The organism is Phenylobacterium sp. RIFCSPHIGHO2_01_FULL_69_31 (genome assembly GCF_001824475.1).
In the GTDB taxonomy this organism is placed as follows: domain Bacteria; phylum Pseudomonadota; class Alphaproteobacteria; order Caulobacterales; family Caulobacteraceae; genus Phenylobacterium.
In genome coordinates this window covers 75,460-98,704 of sequence record NZ_MHXN01000004.1, presented here as the reverse complement: position 1 = coordinate 98,704, position 23,245 = coordinate 75,460, and the positions used below count along the sequence as shown (strand labels likewise).

23 protein-coding genes and 1 tRNA gene are annotated in these 23,245 nt (G+C 67.8%); 11 read left to right on the top strand and 13 right to left on the bottom strand.

Annotation, left to right across the window (positions count from 1 at the left end):
* Positions 1-41: 41 nt before the first annotated feature.
* The 3 genes from A2790_RS02430 to A2790_RS02420 form a co-directional block, all read right to left on the bottom strand.
* Positions 42-758 (bottom strand): glutathione S-transferase N-terminal domain-containing protein, encoded by a 717-nt coding sequence (locus A2790_RS02430; protein ID WP_293387231.1) that lies wholly within the window; start codon positions 756-758, stop codon positions 42-44.
* Between the two features lie 71 nt (positions 759-829).
* Entirely contained in the window at positions 830-3,058 is a 2,229-nt protein-coding gene (locus A2790_RS02425; protein WP_293387229.1) for a TonB-dependent receptor, read from the bottom strand.
* Between the two features lie 328 nt (positions 3,059-3,386).
* Positions 3,387-4,016, bottom strand: coding sequence for a VOC family protein (locus tag A2790_RS02420; RefSeq protein ID WP_293387227.1), 630 nt, complete (start codon positions 4,014-4,016; stop codon positions 3,387-3,389).
* A gap of 133 nt (positions 4,017-4,149) precedes the next feature.
* Here A2790_RS02420 and A2790_RS02415 point away from each other — a divergent pair, with 133 nt between their 5' ends.
* From A2790_RS02415 to A2790_RS02400, 4 genes are read left to right on the top strand one after another with little or no spacing between them, the layout of a single operon-like run.
* Complete coding sequence (locus A2790_RS02415) at positions 4,150-5,154, top strand: aminoglycoside phosphotransferase family protein (protein WP_293387225.1); 1,005 nt, start codon at positions 4,150-4,152, stop codon at positions 5,152-5,154.
* Positions 5,151-6,452, top strand: a complete 1,302-nt coding sequence (gene eno / locus A2790_RS02410) for a phosphopyruvate hydratase (RefSeq protein ID WP_293387223.1) — start codon at positions 5,151-5,153, stop codon at positions 6,450-6,452. The genes A2790_RS02415 and eno overlap by 4 nt, the downstream gene beginning before the upstream one ends.
* Positions 6,449-7,396, top strand: a complete 948-nt coding sequence (locus A2790_RS02405; RefSeq protein ID WP_293387221.1) for a 2-hydroxyacid dehydrogenase — start codon at positions 6,449-6,451, stop codon at positions 7,394-7,396. Before eno ends, A2790_RS02405 begins: the two co-directional genes overlap by 4 nt.
* A 3-nt stretch (positions 7,397-7,399) precedes the next feature.
* A complete protein-coding gene (locus A2790_RS02400; protein WP_293387219.1) occupies positions 7,400-8,104 on the top strand; it encodes an alpha/beta fold hydrolase in 705 nt (234 codons plus the stop codon).
* Between the two features lie 13 nt (positions 8,105-8,117).
* Here the strand turns inward: A2790_RS02400 and A2790_RS02395 are convergent, their stop codons facing one another.
* Positions 8,118-8,984: an NAD(P)/FAD-dependent oxidoreductase gene (locus A2790_RS02395; protein ID WP_293387217.1), complete on the bottom strand. Its 867-nt coding sequence runs from the start codon at positions 8,982-8,984 to the stop codon at positions 8,118-8,120.
* A gap of 217 nt (positions 8,985-9,201) precedes the next feature.
* Between A2790_RS02395 and A2790_RS02390 the strand changes: the two genes are divergently transcribed.
* On the top strand, positions 9,202-9,366 hold the full coding sequence (locus tag A2790_RS02390) for a hypothetical protein (RefSeq protein WP_293387215.1): 165 nt from the start codon (positions 9,202-9,204) through the stop codon (positions 9,364-9,366).
* 174 nt (positions 9,367-9,540) lie between these two features.
* Here the strand turns inward: A2790_RS02390 and A2790_RS02385 are convergent, their stop codons facing one another.
* From A2790_RS02385 to A2790_RS02375, 3 genes are all read right to left on the bottom strand, one after another.
* Positions 9,541-10,272 (bottom strand): ankyrin repeat domain-containing protein, encoded by a 732-nt coding sequence (locus A2790_RS02385; protein WP_293387213.1) that lies wholly within the window; start codon positions 10,270-10,272, stop codon positions 9,541-9,543.
* Position 10,273: 1 nt separating this feature from the next.
* Complete coding sequence (locus A2790_RS02380; RefSeq protein ID WP_293387211.1) at positions 10,274-10,795, bottom strand: hypothetical protein; 522 nt, start codon at positions 10,793-10,795, stop codon at positions 10,274-10,276.
* An 81-nt stretch (positions 10,796-10,876) separates the two neighbouring features.
* Positions 10,877-11,929, bottom strand: a complete 1,053-nt coding sequence (locus A2790_RS02375) for a hypothetical protein (RefSeq protein ID WP_293387209.1) — start codon at positions 11,927-11,929, stop codon at positions 10,877-10,879.
* Positions 11,930-12,041: 112 nt separating this feature from the next.
* Between A2790_RS02375 and A2790_RS02370 the strand changes: the two genes are divergently transcribed.
* The 3 genes from A2790_RS02370 (at position 12,042) to A2790_RS02360 (ending at position 13,668) form a co-directional block, all read left to right on the top strand.
* A complete protein-coding gene (locus A2790_RS02370) occupies positions 12,042-12,521 on the top strand; it encodes a MarR family transcriptional regulator (RefSeq protein ID WP_293387207.1) in 480 nt (159 codons plus the stop codon).
* Positions 12,522-12,531: 10 nt separating this feature from the next.
* Positions 12,532-13,119, top strand: coding sequence for an NAD(P)H-dependent oxidoreductase (locus A2790_RS02365; protein WP_293387205.1), 588 nt, complete (start codon positions 12,532-12,534; stop codon positions 13,117-13,119).
* Between the two features lie 186 nt (positions 13,120-13,305).
* A complete protein-coding gene (locus tag A2790_RS02360) occupies positions 13,306-13,668 on the top strand; it encodes a glycine zipper 2TM domain-containing protein (RefSeq protein WP_293387203.1) in 363 nt (120 codons plus the stop codon).
* Positions 13,669-13,722: 54 nt separating this feature from the next.
* Here the strand turns inward: A2790_RS02360 and A2790_RS02355 are convergent, their stop codons facing one another.
* On the bottom strand, positions 13,723-15,327 hold the full coding sequence (locus tag A2790_RS02355) for a long-chain-fatty-acid--CoA ligase (protein ID WP_293387201.1): 1,605 nt from the start codon (positions 15,325-15,327) through the stop codon (positions 13,723-13,725).
* Between the two features lie 121 nt (positions 15,328-15,448).
* Here A2790_RS02355 and A2790_RS02350 point away from each other — a divergent pair, with 121 nt between their 5' ends.
* The gene (locus tag A2790_RS02350; RefSeq protein ID WP_293387199.1) at positions 15,449-16,585 is read left to right on the top strand and encodes a hypothetical protein; all 1,137 of its coding nucleotides are present in this window, start codon (positions 15,449-15,451) and stop codon (positions 16,583-16,585) included.
* On the opposite strand, the gene A2790_RS02345 is transcribed toward A2790_RS02350, so the two are convergent.
* The 3 genes from A2790_RS02345 to A2790_RS02335 form a co-directional block, all read right to left on the bottom strand.
* A complete protein-coding gene (locus A2790_RS02345; protein ID WP_293387197.1) occupies positions 16,586-17,053 on the bottom strand; it encodes a helix-turn-helix domain-containing protein in 468 nt (155 codons plus the stop codon).
* 79 nt (positions 17,054-17,132) lie between these two features.
* Positions 17,133-17,633: a DUF3237 domain-containing protein gene (locus tag A2790_RS02340; RefSeq protein ID WP_293387195.1), complete on the bottom strand. Its 501-nt coding sequence runs from the start codon at positions 17,631-17,633 to the stop codon at positions 17,133-17,135.
* 123 nt (positions 17,634-17,756) lie between these two features.
* Positions 17,757-18,515 carry a PEPxxWA-CTERM sorting domain-containing protein gene (locus A2790_RS02335; protein ID WP_293387193.1) on the bottom strand — a complete coding sequence of 253 codons (759 nt, stop codon included), beginning with the start codon at positions 18,513-18,515 and terminating at the stop codon, positions 17,757-17,759.
* Between the two features lie 227 nt (positions 18,516-18,742).
* Between A2790_RS02335 and A2790_RS02330 the strand changes: the two genes are divergently transcribed.
* Positions 18,743-19,741, top strand: coding sequence for a LuxR C-terminal-related transcriptional regulator (locus tag A2790_RS02330; protein WP_293387191.1), 999 nt, complete (start codon positions 18,743-18,745; stop codon positions 19,739-19,741).
* A gap of 277 nt (positions 19,742-20,018) precedes the next feature.
* Positions 20,019-20,696, top strand: a complete 678-nt coding sequence (locus A2790_RS02325; protein WP_293387189.1) for a hypothetical protein — start codon at positions 20,019-20,021, stop codon at positions 20,694-20,696.
* 408 nt (positions 20,697-21,104) lie between these two features.
* Here A2790_RS02325 and A2790_RS02320 read toward each other — a convergent pair whose 3' ends face one another.
* Together A2790_RS02320 and A2790_RS02315 are read right to left on the bottom strand one after the other, a co-directional pair.
* Positions 21,105-22,355, bottom strand: a complete 1,251-nt coding sequence (locus A2790_RS02320; protein WP_293387187.1) for an ATP-binding protein — start codon at positions 22,353-22,355, stop codon at positions 21,105-21,107.
* Between the two features lie 775 nt (positions 22,356-23,130).
* A tRNA-Arg gene (locus A2790_RS02315) sits at positions 23,131-23,207 on the bottom strand.
* Positions 23,208-23,245 lie beyond the last annotated feature (38 nt).

Sequence of the window (23,245 nt, the reverse complement as noted above, 5' to 3'; positions counted from 1 at the left end):
GCCCGGGGATGACGAGCAGCTAGAGGGGAGTGGGCCTCGGCTCACGCCTCGCTGCTCTTCAGCATGTTCTCGCCGAACAGATTGGACCACTGCTCCGGCGTCAGGGTGGGGCGCAGGCTCGACAGGTTCGGCGCATTCTTGACCTCGGTGCCCTGGACCACGGCGGGCCGCGCGCCGACCGCGGCGAACCAGCGGCCGATGTTCGCATAGGGCTCCAGGCTGAGGGCGATGGCGCGGGTGGCGCGCACCCAGGGCCAGGCCGCCATGTCGGCCACCGAATAGTCGTCGCCGGCCAGGTACTGCGCCTCGCCCAGGCGCCGGTCCAGGACCGCCAGCAGGCGCCGGGCCTCGTTGGTGTAGCGGGCGACGCCGTAGTCCTGGCCCTCGGGGGCGTAGCGGACGAAGTGGTGCGCCTGGCCGTGGGACGGGCCCAGCCCCGACATCTGCCACATCAGCCACTGCAGGCAGAGCGAGCGGCCGCGCGGGTCGGGCGGGACGAAGGCGCCGCCGGCCTTCTCGGAGAGGTAGAGCAGGATCGCGCCGGACTCCATGACCGCAAAGGGCGCGCCGCCGCCGATGGGATCGTGGTCCAGGATCGCGGGCAGGCGGTGGTTGGGGTTCACCCGCCGGAACTCGGGCTTCAGGTGATCTCCGGCCAGCATGTCGTAGGGGATCAGCCGGTGCGGCAGGCCGGTCTCCGCCAGCATGATGCTGACCTTGTGCCCGTTGGGCGTCGGCACGAAGTGGACGTCGATCATCGGCTTCGTCCCCACGAACGCGTCGGGCGGCGGGCGCCCCCTCTTCGGAGCCGCCCGCCGCCCGTATCGGATCAGAACTTCAGGCCCGCCTCGACGGCGATGCTGCGGCCCTCTTCGAGGTAGAGGATGGCGCGAGGCGAGGCCGTGATCGGGGCGGGCAGGGCGAAGGCGCTGCCGGTGGTCAGTTCGTCGTTCAGGTTCTTGCCGACCACGGCCACGTGCCAGCGCTCGTCCATCGGCCCGTACTGGATACGGGCGTCCAGCTTGGCGTAGCCCTTCTGGCGGCCGTACAGCGGGCTCTGGTTGTCGCTGTTGAAGTATTTCGAGCGCCCGTGCAGGGCGATGGTGGTGTCCAGCGCCATGTCGTTGCCGAACTCGAACCGGTAGTGGCCCTGGGCGCTGAAGCTGAACTTCGAGGTGTAGGGCAGGGGCGCGCCCTTGATGTTGTTGGCCGCGATGCTGGCCGGGACCGCCGGGTTGCACGCCGTGATCGGCTGCGTCGCCAGGCAGGCCGCGCCGGGATAGTCGTCGTACTTGGCGTCCTGGTAGGCGGCGGCGAAGGTGAAGTCGAAGCCGCGGAACGGATAGAACGCCGCCGACCCCTCGATCCCCTTGGAGCTGGCGTTGGCCGCATTGCCCGTCTGGTAGGCCGAGATCGTCGGGTTGTAGACCGAGACCTGCAGGTTCTTGAAACTGGTGTCGTAGACCGAGACGTTCAGCACCATGCGGCCGTCTGCCAGGGTCGACTTGATCCCCGCCTCGATGTTTTCGGACTTCTCCGGCTTGTAGGCGAAGGTCGCGTTGGTGGTGCCGTAGGTGTTGGACACGAAGCCGCCGGACTTCGAGCCGCGCCCGTAGGTGGCGTACACCATGATCTGCGGGGCGATGTCGTACTGGACGGTGACCGACGGGTCCCAGTTGTCCTCGTTGTTGATCTTGCCGTTGGCCACCGTGTTCACCGGCCGCAGGGCGAAGGGCCCGTACAGCAGCTTGCCGTAGAAGTGGCCGCGCTTGTCGACGGTGGTGTAGCGCAGGCTGCCCATCAGCCGCAGGTCGTCGGTGACGTTGAAGGTGCCCTGGGCGAAGGCGGAAATCGTCTCGCTGCGCTGGCGGAACTCGGTGTTGAGCAGGCCGAAGTAGTTCAGCGAGGCGATGTTGAAGCCGCCCAGCTGGGTGAGCTGGTACAGCGCGGTGTCGTAGTAGGCGCCGACCACGTACTCGAACGTCCGCCCGGTGGGGGAGAGCAGGCGGATCTCCTGCGACCACTGCCGGAAGTGCTCGGGATAGCTGTTGTAGACGCTGTTGGGCGTGAGGGCGCCGCCCGTGCCCGGGATCGTCTGGTCGAAGCCGTTGATGATGTTGGAGCGGAAGAACGAATAGCCGGTGACCGAGGTCAGGGTGAACTCGCCCAGCGACAGGTTCCCGGTGCCCGACACCAGCCAGGACGTCGCCTTCGTGCCTTCCGGACCCAGGGCCGATTGCTGCAGGTAGCGGGTCTTGTGCGGCTGCTGGCCCGTGGTCAGCGGGCTCGACACCGTCAGGCCGCCCCGCACCTCGCGGTCCGAGAACTCGGTCTTCAGCGTGTAGTCGAAGGTCTCGGTCGGCGCGTAGCGCAGGGTCAGGCGCGCCAGGGCCATCTTGTTGGCCGGGTCGTGCTTCCCCGTCGCCAGGTTCTTGATGTAGCCGTCCTGGTCGACGAGCTTCACCGCCAGGCGCGCGCCCAGGGTGTCGGTGATCGGGCCGGAGACGTAGCCCGACACTTCCGGGCCCTCGAGATCGAAGTTGTAGAGCGCGGTCACACCGCCTTCGAACGACGACGTGGGGCCGGCCGAGACAATGCTGACCGCGCCGGCCGGGGTGTTCTTGCCGAAGAGCGCGCCTTGCGGGCCGCGCAGCACTTCCACCCGCTGCAGGTCGAAGAACGGCGCCTGGGCCTGGCGGTTACGGCCGGCGTAGACGCCGTCCATGTAGAGGCTGACGGCCTGGTCGAACGAGAAGTTCGCCGGCGGCGAGCCGAAGCCGCGGATATAGATGGTGTCGTTGCCCGCGGTGGTCTCGACCGACACGTTCGGCGTGAACTTCACCATCTGCTTGAAGTCGTTGGTGGCGAAGTCCGAGAGCTTCTCGCCCGAGACGACCTCCATCGAGATCGGCACGTCCTGCAGCTTCTCGGTCCGCTTCTGGGCCGTGACGACCACCTCGCCCAGGGTCGGCTGCGGCTCGTCGGCCTCGGCGGCCATGGCCTGGCCCGCGCACAGGCTCACCAGCATCGTCGTGGATAGCAGAATACGGGCGATCATCGCCGCTTCCCCCTCTGGATTGGTTCTTGGCGTTCTGTTGGTCGAACGTTGTCGCGGATATCTGCGCCGACCGGCCAAAAGTGTCAATTTACTTGACGCTCTGAACCGATCGGAGCTCTGCTTCTAGGTTTGGTCGTGGGGACGCGTTCCTCGCGTCCTGGTGGTCTTGACTGGCGGCGGGCAGGGCGCGGTGGCGCTCGGGTCGATGAGATCGGCGGCGAAGGGAAACATCCGCGCCTCCCGCGTTATCGATGGCCTATAATTAGATTACTAAGTGTTGCTGTCAATCGGGGCCCGCCCCGCGCCTCCCGCTAGGGGAGGGGCGCCTCTACTTCGCGGTCTCGAGGGCCTTGGCGTCGTTGGCGGCCAGGGCCTTCTCGGCCTTGAGGACCACCGGGCGCGACTTCTTTCCCTCGGCGTCCACCGCCTCGTGGGCGACGTCCCGTTCGGTGAAGCCGGTATGGGTCCAGGAGGCGAACTCCAGCATCACGCCGTCCGGATCCCAGAAGTAGACCGAGCGCACGAACACATCGTCGGTGACCTCGGCGGACACCTGGGTCTCGGAGTTGTCGTGGTTCAGTACGACGCCCAGCTTGACCCCCTTGGCCTTCAGCTTCTCGACGTATTCGTCGAACTTCTCGGCGGGGATGTTGAAGGCGATGTGGTTCATCGAGCCGTGGGCCGAACGGATGTCGCCGCCGCCGGGCAGGTCCGCGGGCGCCGAGATCCCGGGAACCGCTTCCGGCGCGTTCGGGAACCAGAAGAAGGCCAGCGAATCGCCGTTGCCGATGTCGAAGAAGAAGTGCTGGCCGCGCCCGCCCGGCAGGTCGAGCGTCTTCACCAGCGGCATCCCGAGGATATCGCGATAGAATTCCACCGTGCGCGCCATGTCCTTGCAGACCAAGGCCAGATGGTTCACGCCGCGGATGTCGAATTCGCGATTGGTCGGGGTGGCCATGACGTCCTCCTGTCGGGCGCACGCCCGATCTTCGTTGGCTCCAGTAAACGCCTGGCGGAGATGGGCGTCAATTTGATTGACGCTTCCCGGCGCCGCTGGACCAATTTCGCTTAGGGTTCTAACTATCTATACCGTGCCATCGGAAACCGAAATCGTCGAGGCCCTGAAAGCGGCCGGCTATCTCGCGCCGGACGCCCGGCCGCGCCTGGAGTGCCTGACCGGCGGCGTCTCCAGCGACGTCTTCCGCCTGGACACCCCGGCCGGCCCCGTCTGCGTCAAGCGCGCCCTGGCCAGGCTCCGCGTCGCCGCCGACTGGCGCGCCCCGGTCATACGGTCACAGTATGAAGTGGAATGGCTCCGCACCGCCCGCCGGTTCGCCGGGGCCGCGGTCCCCGAGATTCTGTTTGAAGACAGGTCCCGGAACCTGTTCGTCATGAGCTTCTACGACCCGCAGACTCATCCCGTCTGGAAGCCGGAACTGGCCGCCGGCCGGGTGGATGCAGGCTTCGCCGGGCAGGTGGGCCGGATGCTGGCGACCATCCATGCCGGCACGGCGGGCTCGCCCGAGATCGCGGCGCGGTTCGAGACGACCGCCCTGTTCGAGGACCTGCGCCTGGCGCCCTTCCTGCGCCGCTGCGCCGAGGTCCACCCGGCCCTTGCGCATCGGCTGATCCCCCTGGCGGACCGGACCGCGGCGGCGCGGATCGCCCTGGTGCACGGCGACGTCAGCCCCAAGAACATCCTGCACGGTCCTGATGGTCCGGTGCTGCTGGACGCCGAATGCGCGTGGTACGGCGACCCGGCCTTCGACCTCGCCTTCTGCTCGGCGCACCTGCTGCTGAAGTGCGTCTGGAAGCCCGATCACGCCTCGGCCTACCTCGACGCCTTCTACGCCCTGCAGCGCGCCTATCTGCCCGGGGTGGCGTGGGAGAGCCCCGCCGACCTCGACAGCCGCGCCGCGCCGCTCGCCGCCGCGATCCTGCTGGCGCGCGTGGATGGCAAGTCGCCCGCCGACTACGTGCGGACCCCGGAGGACAAGGGGTTCGTCCGCGACGTGGCGAAGCGGCTGGTGGCGGAGGGCACGCCGGCCATGGCCGCCCTGGCCGCCGTCTGGAAGGAAGCCCTGGGGACGAGATGAAGACGACCATCGCCGCGGTCCGCGGCCGCCAGATCTGGGACAGCCGCGGCCGTCCGACCGTGGAAGCCGAGGTGACCCTGGCCGGTGGCGCGACGGGCCGGGCCATGGCGCCCGCCGGCGCCTCGCGCGGCGCGCACGAGGCCATCGACCTACGCGATGGGGGCGAACGGTTCGGCGGCCTGGGCGTCGAGAAGGCCGTCGCGGCTGTGAACGGCGAGATCGCCCGCCTGCTGACCGGCCGCGACGCCGCGGACCAGGCGGGGCTGGATGCGGCCATGACCGCCGCCGACGGCACGCCGAACCTCGCCCGGCTGGGCGGCAACGCGACGGTAGCCGTCTCCCTGGCCGCCCTGCACGCCGCCGCGGCTGCGGAGGGCTTGCCGCTCTGGGCGCACCTGGCGCAGGGGCGGCGCGTGCGGATCCCGCTGCCCGAGATCCAGATCTTCGGCGGCGGCGCCCATGCGGGCCGGCGGACCGACGTCCAGGACTTCATGATCATGACGCCGCGCGCGGCCACGATCCGCGAGGCGTTCGAGATCACCGCCGACGTCTTCCGCGCCGCAGGCCGGCTGATGGCGGACACCGGCCGTCTGGCCGGCGCCGCCGACGAGGGCGGCTGGTGGCCGATGTTCGACTCCAACGAGGACGCGCTGACCGCCCTGGTGACGTCCATCGAGATGTCGGGTCACCGTCCGGGCGAGGACGTCTTCATCTCCCTGGACGTGGCCGCCAACGAACTCGACAGCGGCGACGGGCGCTACCGCCTGGGCCTGGACGGCGCCGAGTTCGGCCGCGAGGCGATGGTCGAACGGGTGGCCGATTGGGTGCGCCGCTTTCCCATCCTGTCCATCGAGGATCCGGTCAGCCAGGACGACCTCGAAGGCTTCGCGCTCGCTACCCGGGCCTACGGCGAGCGGGTCCAGCTCATCGGCGACGATATCCTGGTCACCAACGCCGACCGGGTCGGCAAGGCCGCTGCCGCCCAGGCCGGTAACGCAGTGCTGGTGAAGGTGAACCAGGCCGGCACCGTCACCCGCGCCAAAGCCGCTCTGGACGCGGCGAAGGACCTCGGCTGGGGCGCCATCGTCTCGGCGCGGTCGGGCGAGACCGAGGACGTCTCCATCGCCCACCTCGCCACCGGCTGGGACGCGGGCCAGATCAAGGTCGGCAGCTTCTCGCGCTCGGAGCGGATGGCCAAGTGGAACGAGCTGCTGCGGATCGAGGAGGCCATGGGCGCGGATGCCGTCTTCGCCGGCCGTTCCGCCTTCGCAGCCAGCGTCGCGGCGGGGCTCGCGTGAAGGCGGTCCTGCACTATCGGGCCTCGGCCGGATTCCGCGCCATGCTGGACGGCTACGCGCGCACGGCCGGGATCCAGGCCCTCGTCGTCGACGAGTTCGACGACGCAGCCTTCACACGGGAGATCGCGGACGCGGAGGTCCTGCTGCACGTGCTGAAGCCGGTCACCGCCGAGATGATTGCCGGCGCCCCCGACCTGCGGCTGGTCCAGAAGCTAGGCGTGGGGGTTAACACCATCGACCTGGAGGCCTGCCGGGCGGCCGGGGTTGCGGTCTCCAACATGCCCGGGACCAACAGCCAGGCCGTCGCCGAGATGGCGCTCGCCCTGATGCTGTCGGTGCTGCGCCGGCTGTCCTACCTCGATCCGCTCACCCGCCAGGGGCAGGGCTGGACCCCGGACCCGGATCTCATCGACGGCGTCGGCGAGCTCTGCGGCCGCACAGTGGGCTTCGTGGGCTACGGCGGCTCGGCCTCGCGGCTGGGGACGGCGCTGGAAGCCCTGGGCGCGACGGTGATCTACACCGCCCGCAGCGCCAAGCCGGACCTGCCTGGCCGTTTCGTGGGCCTGGACGAGCTGCTGGAGACAGCCGACATCGTTTCCCTTCACCTACCCCTGACGCCGCAGACCGAGCGGATGATCGACGCCCGCGCCCTGGCCGCCATGAAGCCCGGCGCCATTCTGATCAACACCGCGCGCGGCGGGCTGGTGGACGAGCCGGCGCTGGTCTCGGCCCTGGTCTCCGGGCGTCTCCGCGGCGCGGGCCTGGACGTTTTCGACCAGGAGCCGGTGGACCCGGAGAACCCGCTGCTGGGCCTGCCCAATGTGGTGGTGGCGCCGCACCAGGCGTGGCTGACGCCCGAGACCCTGGACCGCAGCCTCGCCGCCGCCTTCGAGAACATCCGTCGGCTCCAGGCTGGCGAACCGCTCCTGAACCAGGTGGTTTGAGAGATGCCCCGTCCCGCCGTCGTCTTCGCCTCCGGCCAGCTGCTCACCATCGATTGCTGGGCGCCCCAGGCGGTGGCCCTGTCGGACGACTACGACCTGCGTTTCGCCGACCACACCCGGGACGAAACCGTTTCCGGCATGGCGACCCGCCTGCTGGCGGAGGCGCCCGACCGCTTCCACCTGGTCGCCCACGCCCTGGGCGGCTTCACCGCCTTCGAGGTCATGCGCCAGGCACCGCAGCGGGTGATCAGCCTGGTTCTCATCGCCACGCTGGCTCCCAACGACGGCCCGGCCCAGACCGAGCGCCGGCAGGGCTATATCCGCCTCGTCGAAGACGGGCGCTTCGCCGAGGTGGTGGAGGAGCGGATCCCGATCCTGGTCCATCCCGCCCGCCGCGAAGACGCGCCGCTACTGACGGTGGTGCGCCGCATGGCCGCCGACACGGGAGCCGAGACCTTCCTGCGCCAGCAGCGCGCCATCATGACCCGTCCGGACAGCCGACCCTCATTAGGCGCCATCCGAGCTCCGACCCTGGTGATCCGGGGCGCCGAGGACGGCATCACCACGGGGGCCCACGTGAACGAGATCGTCGGCGGCATCCCGTATGCCCGCTTCGAGGAGATCCCCGACTGCGGCCACCTGCCCACCCTGGAAAAGCCGCAGACGACCAACCGCTTGCTAGCGGCCTGGTTGGCCCAACAGGCCTGAAACGGCGCGGCAGTCAGGCCCGGCGCAGGCGGTTGTGCATGGCCGTCGCCGCGATCGCCGCCTCGCCCGCCGCCACCGCGATCTGGTTCAGGCCCCGAACGACGTCGCCGGCCGCATAGAGCCCCTCGACCGTGGTCATCTGGTGCGAGTCCACCACGAGGTCGCCCCTCTCGTCCTGACGCGCGCCCAGCGCGCAGGCGAGGGCGGCCTGGCTCGCGCAGCCCAGGGCCAGGTACAGGTAGTCGAAGGGCGTTTCGCCGTCCGCGCCCGACAGCACCACCTGGTCCCGCTCGAACCGAAGGTCGGAAAGGGCGATGCGCGCCGCGTCCCTGGGCGCGTCCTCCGCCTCGCCAACGATCAGGACGGTGACGTCCGGGCTATAGGTGCGCAGGAAATCGGCTTCGCGCTGGGCCAGCGGCCCGGAACCCAGCACCGCGATCCTGGCGTCCGTGGCCTCGTAGGCGTCGCAGATCGGGCACATGCGGACCTGTCCCCTTCTGATCGCGGCCTCCAGGCCCGGAATGTCGGGCAGACGGTCGACCACACCCGTCGCGAGCAGGGCCGTGGGCGCCTCGAACCGCACGCCGCCGACCTCCAGCCGAAACCCCGCGGGGACGGACTCGAGCCGTTCCACGCGGCCGGGTCGGATGACGGCGCCATATTCCTCTGCCTGGTCTCGCAACCGGGCCAGCAGCTCATCCCCGCCGATACCGCGCGGGAAGCCGGGGGTGTTGTGGCTCTCGGGAATCCAGGTGGCGCGGGAGGGGCCGCCGTCCAACACCAGCACGCGGCGGCGGAAACGACCGAGATAGGTTGCGGCGGTAAGGCCCGCCGGGCCCGCGCCCACGACGACGGCCTCGTAGCGTTCGGGGGCGGGCATGGCGTCCATACTGCTGCAAACGCATGGCGAAGCTGTTGGTGGCGCCCTGGCTATTGCTCTCCGGACACCCCATCTACGACAGGCGCCGCCGGGCGCATGCCGCCAGCCAAGCGGTCGATCCTTCCCGGCGCGGCGCCGCTGCGAGGTCTCATGACCCCTCCTGCCTCAACACTCAGCGCTGCTGCGCCGATGACCCCCGTCGGAGGGCGCTGACGCCATGCTTACCCGCGACATGAAATCGGCCGCCTACAACACGCGCGCCGCCGAGGCGACCGCGCTCGCGGAGACCTGCGTACTGGACAATGTGCGCGAGAAGCACGAGCTGTCGGCCGCCCGCTGGCGCGCCCTGGCGGCTCTGAACGAGCGGGACGCGCGCGCCTGAGGCCGATGGCCTACTTCCGCCCGTAGAACGTCACCGGACGCCGCGCGGCCGCGTCGGCCGGCGTCCCGCATGCCCGCTACCAGGAGACCCGACCGCGGCAACCTGCCGACGCTGGAGATGCCTCACACCACAAACCCGCTACTCGCGGCCTGGCTGACGGAAAAGGCCTAAGGCTCAGCCCCCCTCGAGCGCGGCGATCACGTCCGCATTGCCGGTCCGGCGCGCGCGGGCCAGGGGCGTAACCCCGTCTGCGCCCGCCCGATCTCTGCGCGCGCCCTTCGCCAGCAGCGCACGGACGATCTGCGCGCGCTGGTCCTGGGGCAAGGCGGCCCAGGACGGCGCCCGGTCGACCGCGTAGTCGAGGGCCGAATAGCGGCCGCCGTTCACGGCGTTCGGATTGGCGCCGGCCTGCAGCAGGATTTCCACCACGTCCAGAGCCCCGGCCTCGGCCGCCTGCATCAGCGGCGTCATGCTGGTGGGGCCCAGGCGCATCAGGATGTCGAGCCCTACGCCCCGGGCGGCGATTGTTCGCAACACCTCCAGCGCCGCTGCCCTCCGCGCCGGTTCCGGCGCCTCGTCGCGCCCGAGCAGGGCTACGCCGTTCATGGCGAAAAAGGCGGCGCTCAGGGCGTTCCCGCCATTCGGGCCCGGGGCCGCAGGATCAGCGCCAAGGTCGAGCAGCGCGCGGACCGCGCGCGCCTTTCCCGACATCGCTGCGATCGCGAGCGGCGAGCCGTTTTCCCCGAGGGCGCGCGGATCGGCGCCCGCGCGGACGGCCCGTGCGATGGCCCCCGGGTCGTCCTGCAAGATGGCCACGCGCAGCGCCGCGTCGGTCTGCGCCGTCGCAGGGGCGGCGAGCATGAGGCTCAGCGCCAGGGCCGCTGAGGCGAGCAAGGTTTTGTGCATGTCACTTCCGCCCGTAGAACGTCACCGCGCGCCACGCCGCCGCGTCGTAGTAGAACAGCGCCTGTTCCGCCGCCTCAGCTCCCTCGCCGTTGCGGGTGACGCGCAGGTAGGTGGCCCAGTGGCCGTAGGCGTTGCGGCAATGGGTGTCGCGTTCGTTGATGGCGCTGGAGAAGCGGAAGGTCGAATAGTTCTCCTGGGTGTAGCCCGCGCAGGCGGCCTCGGTGGACAGCCATTCAAGGCGTCCGTGCGTGGCCATCAGCCGCTCCGATAGGCTCGGCTCCTTTGGCGGCGCGACGGCGCCGGCATAGGCTCCGTCCCGCACCTGTTGCTCGATCTCGTCCGCCTGCTTGAGCATCTGGGCCTGCTGCTCGGCCGGCAGCTTGTCCTTCAGCTGCTCGACGCTGGCGCGGATCTTCTGGGCCGTGGCCAGCATCTGGTCGGCCGCGGTCTGGGCCAGGGCGGGCGCGGGCGCCAGCAGGGCGAGGGTCAGGGCCAGCGAGGGGGCGAGACGCGGGGCGGGCATTCGAAGGTGGTCTCCGGTGAAGCTCGGGAACCCCTTGTACGGCGTAACAGCGGATTCAGACGAGGTGGGCCCCGCTTTTGCCTATCCCGCCAGCTCCCGCCGCACGATCGCCGCGCCGTCGGCCATGGCCTTCAGCTTGCCGAACGCGACCTCCCGGCTCTGGTATTTCATCCCGCAGTCCGGGGCGATGATCAGCCGCTCGGCGTCGATATGGGGCAGGGCGCGGCGGATGCGGCCCGCCACGGTCTCGGCGCTCTCCACCTTGGGGTCGTTCAGGTCGATGACCCCGTACATGATGTGCTTTGTCGGCAGCTCGCGGAGGATCTGCGGGTCCAGGTTCGGCTGGGCGGCTTCGATGGAGATGATGTCGACGTCCGAGGCCTCCAGCTCCTCAAGGAAGGCGTAGCCGCCGGGCTTCGACGCCCCCTGGTGGACATGGGCGTACCCGAAGCAGATGTGCAGGGCGGTGATCGCGCCCACGCCCTTCACCGCGCGGTTGATCGCCTCGATGGCGAAACTGCGCGCCTCGTCGGCCTTGGCCTGCAGGTACGGCTCATCCAGCTGGACGATGTCGCAGCCGGCGGCGAAAAGGTCGCGCATCTCGGCGTTCACCGCGTCCGCATAGTCCAGCGCCAGGCTCCGCGCGTCCGGATAGTGATCGTTCTGCGCCTGCTGGGTCATGGTGAAGGGGCCGGGGATGGTGATCTTCACCGGCCCGCCCGCCCGCGCCTTCAGGAACGCGGCGTCCTGCGCCTCGATGGGGCCCAGCCTGCGGATCGGCCCGGCCACGCGCGGCACGGGGTTCATGGCGCCGGTGCGGTCCATGGCCATCCCGGGCGGGTCGGTCTCGATCCCACCCAGGGCGGTGGCTAGGCGGTTGGAATAGCTCTCCCGCCGCATCTCGCCGTCGCCCACGATGTCGATGCCCGCCAGCTTCTGGTCGCTGATGGCCACCAGGGTCGCCGCCGCCTGCGCGTCAGCCAGTTCGCGCGGGTCCTTGATCCGCCACAGCTCCTGCGCTCGCACCCGCGGCGGGAGCCGGCTCTTCAGACCCTCCCGGTCGATCAGCCAGTCCGGCTGGGGATAGCTGCCGACGATGGTGGTGGGCAGCAGCGGCAGGCCGGGAAGCAGCATGGGGGGTTCCAAAAGATTAGTATTCTATCTATTGCGTAGGCAGAGGCTCCGGGCCTGTCAATGAAGCCGGGCGGCGATTGCCGCGCCCGGGCCGTGGTGGAATGGTCGACGCATGAACGACACCAAATTCTACGCCGACCCGACCAACAGCATCGGCTATCTGACCCGCATCGCCTTCCGGGCCTTTTCCCGGGCGCTGGAGGTCCGCACGGCGCCGCACGGCGTCTCCAGCGGCCAGTGGCGATTCCTGCGTGTGCTGTGGCGCGAGGACGGCCTCACCCAGCGCGAGCTTTCCCGCCGCGTCGGCATGCGTGAGCCTACCACCGTGATCGCGCTCAAGAGCCTGGAGCGCTCAGGCTTCGTGACCCGGCAGAAGAGCCTGGAGGACCGCCGCAAGGTTCACGTCTTCCTGACGCCGGAGGCTCGGGCCCTGGAGGCGGTGCTGCTGCCCGCGGTCGCGGAGGTCAACGCCGTGGCCCTGGCGGGTCTCACCCCGGACGAGGTCGCGGTCTTGCGCAAGGCGCTGACCCAGGTCGGCCGCAACCTGACGGCCGACGTCGGCGAAGATATCCCATCGGACTCGGCTGCATGATGGAACGCTCATGACCGCCAAGCTTCTCGCCTTCGCCGGCAGCACCCGCAACGGATCGCTGAACCAGGCCCTGCTCGATCTGGCGGTCAAGGAAGCCCGGGCCCGCGGCGCGGAGGTGAGGGAGATCCGGCTGAAGGACTTCGCCCTGCCGCTCTACGACGGCGACCTGGAGACCTCCGCCTTTCCCCCGGCTGCGCGGGAGCTGAAGGCTCTCTTTCGCGCGCACCACGGCTTCCTGATCGCCACCCCCGAATACAACGGCTCGGTCAGCGGCGTGCTGAAGAACGCCATCGACTGGGTCTCGCGGCCCACGGACGGCGAGCCGCTTACCGCGCTTAGCGCCTTCCGCGGCAAGGTTGCGGGGCTGATGGCCGCCTCCATCAGCCCCTTCGGCGGCCTGCGCGGCATCACCCACATGCGCCAGATCCTGGGCACGGTGCAGACCCTGGTCGCTACCGAACAGGTCCTCGTCCCCTTCGCCCACGGCGCCTTCGACGAGAACTGGGCCCTCAAGGAGGCGCTGCCGGCGCAGCTTCTTGGCGGCCTGGCGGCGCGGGTCATCGAGTTGGCGGAGCGGGTGCAGCCGCCGTTGCATTAGGGGCGGCTCGTCCGCCAGGTCGGGAAGGGTGGCGACGCGCCTATACGGCACGGACCATCCTCCCTGCCGTCGGGTCTATGGCGACACGCCTTCCGCGCCAGATGAACATCACCTGAATTGCCGCGTCAGATTGGCGCCAGCGACCTCATGAAAAGGTGGGGGAGGTCGGGGCTCCGGGAGAGACAAATGCGCAAACTGATGATGGGCGCCGCGTTCGTGGCGGCCGCGATGACCGTCCTGCCGTCCCAGGCTCTGGCTGACGGGAAGAAGCGAGGACACCACAAGCATCGTCATCACCACAGCCACTACGAACCTGAATACCGCTATCGGTCCGACTACGCGCCGGCGTACCGGGAGCGGTATGTCGAGCACCGCGTCTATGAGCGCCGCCGGGGTTGCCGCAGCGGGACGACGGGCACGATCGTCGGCGCCGCGGCCGGCGCGTTGATCGGGCGCGAGCTCGACCAGGGCCGCGACCGGGCGCAGGGAACGATCATCGGCGGCGCCGCCGGGGCGCTGCTGGGGCGGGAAGCCACCCGGGACTGTTGACCTGTCTCGAGGGGGCCGGCTGACGGGGCTCGGCGGTAGAGGCGAACTCCGCCCCTACCGCTTCAACCCGGGATCGAATGGCAGTTCGTAGCCGGTCAGGCGGGTCCGCAGCAGCTTCTTGTCGATCTTGCCGGTGGGGCCCAGCGGGATCTCGTCTACGAACAGGACGTCGTCGGGCATCCACCAGCGGGCGATCTTGCCGTCCAGGAAGTCCAGGAACTCCTGCTTTCCCGCGGTCTGGCCCGGTTCGAGCTGCACCAGCAGGATAGGCCGCTCATCCCACTTGGGGTGCACCACGCCCAGCACCGCGCAGAGGGCCGCCTTGGGATGGCCGACGGCGATGTTCTCCACGTCGATGGAGCTGATCCATTCGCCGCCTGACTTGATGACGTCCTTCGCCCGGTCGGTGATCTGCATGTAGCCGTCGGCGTCGAGGGTGGAGACGTCGCCGGTGTCGAAGAAGCCTTCGTCGTCGACCGCGCTGTTGTGCTCGGAACCATAGTAGCCGCTGGCGATGGTGGGCCCCTTGATCATCAGCCGCCCGAAGGTCTTGCCGTCGTGGGGCAGGCGGTTCCCCGCGTCGTCCACCAGCTTGAGGTCCAGGTTGCAGATCAGCCGGCCCTGCTTGAGCTTGTAGGGAAGCTGCTGTTCGAACGGCAGGGCGGCGACCTTCGGCGAGGGAGTCGAGACGGTGGCGAGCGGCGAGGTCTCGGTCATGCCCCAGCCCTGGATCACGTCCACGCCATAGTCGTCGCGCAGCGTGCGGATGATGCTCTCGGGACAGGCCGCGCCGCCCACGGTCACCCGCTGCAGGCTGGTAAGCTTGCCGCCCGTCTCCTTGAGGTGGGCCAGCAGCATCTGCCAGATGGTCGGCACGCCGGCGGAGTAGGTGACGCCCTCGGTCTCCATCAACTCGTGCAGCGAGGCGCCGTCCAGCTTCTGGCCCGGCAGCACCAGCTTCGCCCCGACCATGGGGGCCGAGTACATCACCCCCCAGGCGTTGGCGTGGTACATCGGCACGATCAGCAGCACCGTATCCCGCGCCGACAGGTTCAGGGCGTCGGGCTGCAGCGTCATCATGGCGTGCAGGTAGTTCGACCGGTGGCCGTAGAGTACGCCCTTGGGGTTTCCGGTCGTGCCGGAGGTGTAGCAGAGCCCGGCCGCCGTGCTCTCCTCGAACCCGCCCCAGGCCGCATCTGCCGGCCGGCCCTCCAGCCAGGCCTCGTATTCCGCGTCCAGGAAGATCACCCGCTTGATCGTCGGGCACTGCGGCAGGATCTCCGCCAGCAGCGGCGCGCAGGCCGGGTCGGCGAACAGCACCGTGTCTTCGGCGTGGTTGGCGATGTAGACGATCTGCTCCGGGAACAGCCGCGGGTTGAGGGTGTGCAGCACCGCCCCGATGCCGACGGTCCCGTACCAGACCTCCAGGTGGCGATCAGAATTCCAGCCCATGGTCGCGACGCGATCACCGGGCCGGATCCCCATCTCCTTCAAGCCATCCGACACCTGCTTGGCGCGCCGGTGAAGCCCGGCATAGGTGGCGCGGACGATGGGGCCCTCCACCGACCGGGTCACCACTTCGCGGTCGCCGTGCCAGCGAGCCGCGTGATCGAAGATCTTGTCGAGGGTCAGCGACCAATCCTGCATCAATGCCTGCATGGAAGCGGCTCACTCCGGTTGTCTCTGGATCGGGGATATTGATTAGCTTACGAAGCATTGTGCGAGCCGCCAAGCGGTCGCTCGGTCAATAGGCCGGACCTAACGCGAGGGGAGAGAACGGGTGATCATCGACGACAGCGATCTGTTGGCCAAGGCGGACCGGGAGTTCATCGGCGTGGTGTCGCCGACCTCGCCGCGCATCATGGCCGGCGGCCATCCCTGCCAGGGCATCTACACGACGCCGAAGGGGGGGCGGCCCAAGACCGCCTTCATCGCGACGCATTACAACGTCGATTTCTCCGAGCACTATCTCGCGCCGTACATCGCCTCGCGCGGCTTCGGCTTCCTGGGCTGGAACACCCGTTACCGCGGCGCCGAGGATCAGTTCCTGCTGGAGCACGCGGTGATCGACATCGGCGTGGGCGTGCGCTGGCTGAAGGAGGTCGCCGGCGTCGAGACCGTGGTCATCCTGGGCAACTCCGGCGGCGGCTCGCTGATGGGCGCCTACCAGGCCGAGGCCATCGCCCCCACCTTGGGCGACCTCCTGAGCGGCCCTGGCGTCGAGGCCCTGAACACGCTGCCCGCCGGCGATCTCTACATCTCCTTCAACGCCCACCAGGGGCGGCCCGAGGTGCTGACCGACTGGATGGACGCCTCGGTCGTCGACGAGTGGGACCCGGTCGCCACCGACGAGAGCCTCAATCCCTTCAACCCCGACAACGGGCCGCCCTATTCGCCGGAGTTCATCACCCGCTACCGCGCCGCGCAGCGCGCCCGCAACCAGCGCATCACCGACTGGGCCAAGGCCGAGCTGAAGCGGTTGAACGACGCCGGCGTGCCCGACCGCCTGTTCCCGCTGTTCCGCTGCTGGGGCGACCTGCGGATGATGGATGGCTCGATCGATCCGTCCGAGCGCAAGACCCCGATGTGCTACCGCGGCCATCCGGCGGTTGCGAACCGCACACCCTCGATCGGTCGGGCCAACAACCTGAAGACCTGGCTCAGCATGTGGAGCCTGGAGGCCTCCAAGTGCCGCGGCGCCGACCAGCTGGCCAAGATCACCCAGCCGGCTCTGGTGGTGCAGGGCCTGGCCGACACCGGAGTGTTCCCTTCAGACGCCCGGATCATCTTCGACAACCTCGGAACCTCGGACAAGGACCTCCAGCTCATCACCGGCGAGCACTATTTCGAGGACAGCCGACAGGTTCGCGAGGCCGCAGCAAACCTGATCTGCGACTGGGTGGAAGCCAAGCGCTAGCTAGGCGTCGTTCGCCACATCCTGCGGGGTGAAAGTCATCGGCGGACCCCAGTCCTCGTTCAGCAGGTGCGCCGCCTTCAGGAACTGCGCGCGGCCCAGACGCCGGCCCAGTTCTTCGCCCATCAGCACCATGGAGGCCTGCGCATCAATGCGCATGGTCTCGCCCATCTTGGTCGGGGCGATGATCTTGACCCGGCCGTTGCTGGGATCATCCACCAGCTCGACGATGCCCAGCTCGACCATCTGGTTGATAGTGGCGTGGATCGCCTGGCGGCTGACCCCCATGTTGCGGGCGATGTCGGAGGGGCGGCGCACGCCTAGCACCAGGTTGGCCATGACCATCGACTGCGGCCGCGTCACCACCGGCCAGCCCCGCGCCTGGAGGTAGTTCTGCAGGCCCTCGTCGAACCAGTAGAAGCCCCGCAGCAGCGACAGCAGCATGTGCCTGACATCGTCTTCCGCCGTCACGCCCCGAACACCTCGCAAAGCCACCCGAGCTCAGTGGGGCGGTTGTGGCGGATTGTCAAAGAGATGGACGGTCGCAGGCTCAGCCGATGGCGTACATGAAGTGGTCGATGCCCGTTCTGGTCCGCTCGCCGCACCCCACCGCAAGGACGCCGTTGAGCCATGCATAGCGGGGATCGGCCGTCTCGAAGACCGGCGCGATGCGGATACGGTAGCGGCCCGGATCCACGTGCGGCTGGGTCGGATCGCGGAAGGCGGCGCCGACATCCGCGGGGATCACGCTGCGGCCGGTGTAGGTGACGTAGATCAACGCCCCATCGTCGGTCTTCCAGACCACCCGCGCATCGAACGTGCCGACCGCCGCGCCGTCTTCGCCCGCGCCGCTTTCCGACCAGTTGCCGCCGCCGGGCAGGATCTCGCCCTTGAGCCGCGGCCCTTCGAACCGCCCGCCAGTGACATAGCCCACCCGCCGGTTGCGCCAGGGCGACTGGCCCAAGGCCATGATCTCCCCACCCACCTCGAACGCCGCCACGCACAGCGGCTCGCTCTTCAGGACCCGGCTGCCGAAGTCGTACAGGGACAAGGCTGCTCTCCAATTGCTTAGAGAGCTATGCTTATGGAGCGCCTCACCCTCCGGTCAACCGCCATGAGCGGCGGTCGTGTCAGACCGGCCTAGGACGCCGCCTGCCGCTCCGTCTGCCGCACGTCAGGCCAGTCGCAGACGGCGGCGGCGGACCGTGGCGCCGACCCCGCCGAAGCCCAGGATCATCATCGCCCAGGTCGCAGGCTCGGGCACGGCGCCGGCGCGCGACAGGCTGGTGATCGTCAGATTATCGATGCCCCAGCTTTCGTCATCGCCGCCCTGCCAGCCGGCGCCGCTCGCGCGGATCGAAAGCTTGAGGGTCGATGCCGTGTGCGCGAAGCGCAGCGCCGGGGCGGTCGACATGTCTACGATGCGATCCTGGTCGTAGAAGAAGCCGGCGGAGTTGAAGAGCGCGCCGAACGCTACCTCTGTCCCGCCGCCCAGGAAGACGTTGGTTCCGCTCGCGCCGGCCGACGTCAGGCGCAGGACTTCGACGTCGTCCAGGAAGATCTGCAAGTCGTCCGGCGAGGGAGACCCGTTGTCGCTGTCCCAGGAGTCGAGGAAGGCCAGGGTGAAGCTCACGTCGATCAGGTCGTGCGCCCCGATGCCCGACAGCGACCAGGACGACACATCGCCCGGCGACCCGCTGCCGCCGGTGGCGTTGCGGAACACGTCGCCGGTGTAATAGCCCGGCACGCCCGCACCGACATTCTGCACCACGCCGCCGCCCGCATCGACGACGGCGGTTACGCCGCCCGCGACCGCGGCTGGGCCGCTGAAGTCGGTCGAGTACAGCGTCTCGGCGGCCGCCCCGTGCGGCGCCCCGAGTGCGGCGAGCCCGAGGAGGGAGCCGAGCGCGGCTCCGGTGAGTGTCTGGTTCACTGCAGTTGACCCCTGATGCTCAAATGTCCGCCATTCGAACCCAGGGCCTGCGCCTTCTCCATAGTGCAAACATCCCAAAAGCGGGTGTCCGACCTGCGAGCTGGCCAGCGGGGCGCGACAGGCCACCAAGTCATCACTCCTGCCGGGCTCGGCGCCGCAACACTCTGGAGGCGCCTGGGGAAAGATCTTAAGCAGGAGAGCAGAATTCGCCCCAGCGTGGATCGAACGTGACGGACAGCAGGTTTCCCAACCCCCTCCAGTCCGCCATCGCGGAGGTCTATCAGGGGGTGTTCAGTCACCCTTTCGAGAGCTTCAAAGAGGCGACCCTCCGCCGACTGCGCGCGTTGCTGCCATTCGACTCTGCCGTCTGGGGTTCCGGCCTTCACTCGACCAACGAGATGCTGAGCGTCAGCGTCGTCGATCTGGCGGCGCCGTCCCTGATGGCCTACGCGGCGGAATGGCAGGAACAGGATTTTGTTCGCAATGCCGCCGTGTCCGAGCCGGGACGGGCCTTTCGGCCCGAAGACTTGATGCGTCGCGAGGCCTACGAGCGGACGGACATTTATCGACAGTACTCGAAGCCCGTCGGGATCGAGCATTCCCTTGGGATCGTCGACAGGAATCCGACCACGGATATCGGCGAGCTGATCTTTCTGTTCCGAGCCGATCCGGGATGGCCGTTCGGCGACGCGGAACGGGATCTAGTGGAGGCCCTCGCGCCGCACCTGATCGACGCCTGGGGGCAGTCCCAGATCGCCCATCACTATCGTGCCGCAGCCGACGGCTCGGCGTCCGGGTTCCATGGGTACGACAGCTACGCGGTCGCCGACGCCGCCGGCGTCTTGCATGCCTCGGGCCAGGACTTCACGCGAGCTCTCCGCGCGATCGCGCCCGGGTGGTTGGGTCCCAGATTGCCGCCCCAGCTGGAACCGTTGCAACGAGGTGACCTCGGCACGCTCAATCTGGGAGACGATGAGTTCACGGTGTGGTTCCTGGGTGACCGTCGCCTCTTTGCCGTTGCACCGCGCCGCGGGACATTCGGGTTGTCGCCAGCGGAGGCACGGGTGGCCCGCCTCTATGCGGGAGGAGCCAGGCAGCGCGACATCGCGCGACAGCTCGGCGTCAGCGTCTCCACCGTCCGGAACCAACTGGCATCGGTTTACCTGAAACTCGACGTGCATTCGAAGCTGGAGCTGCTGCGGGCCGTCAACCGGATGCAAGGCTGAACAAGGACGGGAACGTCCCGGCGAGCCACCAGCTGATGCGGCTGGGCGGTTTTCCGTATGAATGGCCTTTGTCGGGCCAACTTAAGGCCGGCGCGCTAAGTGACTGAAAACGCGCGTGCCGCGATTTTTGCCAACTCGGCGTCCCAACCTAAGAACGGCTCAGATCCGCATTCCCCAACTTAAGAGTGGACCAGCGACCCCCTGTTCCCGCTGGCTTGTGGGAGATCGACCTAAACGCCATAGTTGCGCTGGGCCATAGGACCGTGGGGGCAGATTCTTGGTTGAGAATGTTAAATCTATTAGCAATCCTCTAACGATAATCGCAATATTTGCTGCCCTTGCTGAAGTAGCTGGCGCAATAACATTGCCGCTCGTGAGTGAATCTCTTCAATCTACTTATATATGGTTCGTAATGGGGTTTCCAGTCGTATTGGTGGCAGTGTTCTTTGCAACTCTAAACTTCAACCCGACTGCGCTTTATGCCCCGAGTGACTATAAGAATGAAGACAATTTTCTTAGTACAATTAGGCGCGGCCGCGACTTCGCTCAAAGCCTAGATGATCTGAATGTCCAGCTTGAAGTCGCCAAATCGAATATCGTAGAAGAGCTCAAGCGCGAAGCGGGCCATATCGGCGAAGCCGAACGCGCTCGGCTCAGCGCGGTCACTATAAATCAAATTGATCTCATCAGACGGCAAGTCGAAAGCGCTAGAGAGACAGGTCAGGAGTTCGCTGCAACCGCCACTTCTGTCGCGCCATTGCCGCAATCAGCCCTGCAAGCTGACATCATCAGGTACCTGGATCGTTCGGTATCGCCCGAGCCGGTCCAAACCATCGCTTCAGCGCTCGGAATGAGCGAGGCGGCTACGGAAAGAGCGCTGCTGAAGCTCGCCAAGCGCCACCTTGTTGAGCTGTCTCCCGGCGAGCCCGATCTATATGCCAGAGTCAGGTCCTAGAGTCGTTTTGACGTCCTCCTGCGGCTTTGGCTTCCGCCTCGCAGCGGCCGACGCCTGGGTCTCAGTGCTGTCGTCGCTTCTACGTTCTGGAATTCGAGCGCAGTTGGTGCGCTAGAGTGTCGTGATGGATGAGCCGCCGGCCATTTTCGAACAGGACGACGCCGCCGATCTGGCGGCCGAGGCTGAGGCCATAGCCGCCTGAACGTCCGCTCCGTGGTGGCGTCCCAAGTTCCGAAACTGGCGCATCTCGGTCTAACAGAGCACCTTGCCCACACCGAGGGCCACAGATTCAATCCCTATCGGATCCGCCATCGTCCCGCGGTACTTGGAGCGATGAATCCTCCATCGCAGTAGCCGCGGCCAAGGTGCTTAGGCCTTGTCAGCGCCATGGTTGCTCCCCCGGCGTCCCTAAGCGGCGTCCCGGCCTAGTTCCACACCACTGCTCTGTGCGGACAACCTGACGAAGCCGCGCATGATGTTCTCGCGGAAGCCGAACCAACCGGAGCCATAGCCCAGGACAATGCGACCATGGCTGGGTTGCTTCAGCGCCAGCAGGCGTTGGTTGAAGACCTCCCGCGCGAGGTGCTTCCGCCCTTGACGGTGCGTCATCACCCGCATGTAGGACGCCGAGTAGATTTCCGTCAGTTGTCGACGGTCGGAGGTCGTGTCCGCGAGCGCCCACAGGGCTTCCTCGTAGTCGTCGGTGTTCTTGGTCTTCTTGGTCGCCTTGTCGTACTGGGCACGGAGCACCGCCTCGGTACGGGTCAGGGCGCCGTTCACGCCGGCCTTGAGGTCTTCCCGGCGCACTTCCCCTAAAACTTCCTCCGCGTCGAACATGCTCCAGAACATGCTCTCCCCGATCAAGTGGACGAAGTGCGGGAAGCCGTCGCTGATCTGCCCAATGCGGATCAGGACTTCACGCCCGACCGCCACGCCGAGGCGCTCAGCTACGGCTTCGATGATTCGCCATAAGTCCGAGTGGTTGAGCCGGTCGAGCTTGATCGTTTCGAGTATTCGTCCGGCGGAGGGATGGGACTCCAGAAGCTCGTTAATGTCCGTCGCGATGCCGCAGAAGATGAAGCGCACATCGGCGTCGAGTTCAGGTATATTCTTGATGAACTCCGCGAACTTTTCGCGATCCTCCGCCTTCTCGATCCGCTCCATCTCGTCAATGACGATCATCACGCGCCCGGTCCGGACCGAGCAAACATAGCGGATCACGTCGAGGGCTTCGTTGATCGACTGGGGTGCTGGGATCGAAGCCGTGCCCGCCGTCCCGGGGGTAAAGGTCGCGCCCATTCCGCCGGGCGCGGTGAGGCCAAGCGCCGTTCCGCTCTTCGGCTTCTCCACCCTCTTGCGAATGTCGATAGACGCGTTGCCCACGGCCTGAATCACGTCTGCGAACGTGCTGGTCTTGCCGCACACCACATAGATCGGGTCGTCGCTGCTGTGGTTGTGGAGCGTTGCAGCGGTAAGGGCGAGCGAGGTCTTTCCGACGCCTCTGTCGCCATAGACGAAGATCTGGCGCCCATCCGAGTTCAGCGCCCGCGTGATCGCCAGCAGGTTCTTCTCGCGGCCGAAAAGCCGCTCTGGCGTCTTGATGGAGGCGGACGGCGTAAGGCGATCCTTCAGGATCGCGCTGATCTGTTCGTCCGACACACCGGTTATAGCCATTCCGCGCCTTTCCCCAGGCTTGCCTCCCGACTCGGAGCCAGCCATCCGAAACCAAGCTACACCATTGTGAGGGAAGCGCCCTGCGACGTACGCATTCACCCGAGATGGGCAGCGCACATGTAGGGGGTGGGTCGAGCGAACGGCATGCGCACAGAACGTCCGCGTGCGGCGGCGACGCCAAACGTCCACAACTGGCGCGTCGTGGATCTCTGCCTCCCTGACAGGCGGAGGCCTGCGTCCGTTTTTGGCGCAGGCCGAGTCTAGTTTCATTCGCCAGCGGGCAGGGCGTGGTTGGCGACCGATGGGGGGAGAGACGCGCGGGAGGCGTAGGCAGCGCGCCATCCTGCATTGGGCCCAAGGAGGCCGCTGTGCCGGGTGCGGCTTGCCGATGGGGATGGGTCGGCGGGAAGCGAAGCCGCGGGCCGAGGTCTCCAACGTTCGATCACCTCGATCCGAAGCGCCTGAGCGGCGCCAGCACCGTCGGCAACGGTCTGTTGAAGCACCAAGCTTGCAACGCCGCGCGAGGCGGCCGGCTGCCGACCGGATGCGACCTCATCTGGCATTGGAGTGTTTTGGATCGTCTGCGGACGCAGGAAGCCGTCGAACGCTGGAATGGGTCCGTCGCATCTGCTTGACCTGGCGGCGCCATTCCCGCGCCATGAGGTCATGCCGGCGGCCGGTTGCGAGTTATTCGCAAATTGGACAGTCTTAAGTTGGAATTGGGCCACTCTTAAGTTGGCACAACAGCCTTCGCGAAGCGTGGCGGCCTCGGAGGGACTCGAACCCCCGACCTTGGCTTTAGGAAAGCCCTGCTCTATCCGGCTGAGCTACGAGGCCACGCCGGGCGGTTCGTGCCACGGGCGAGGCGGCGGGGC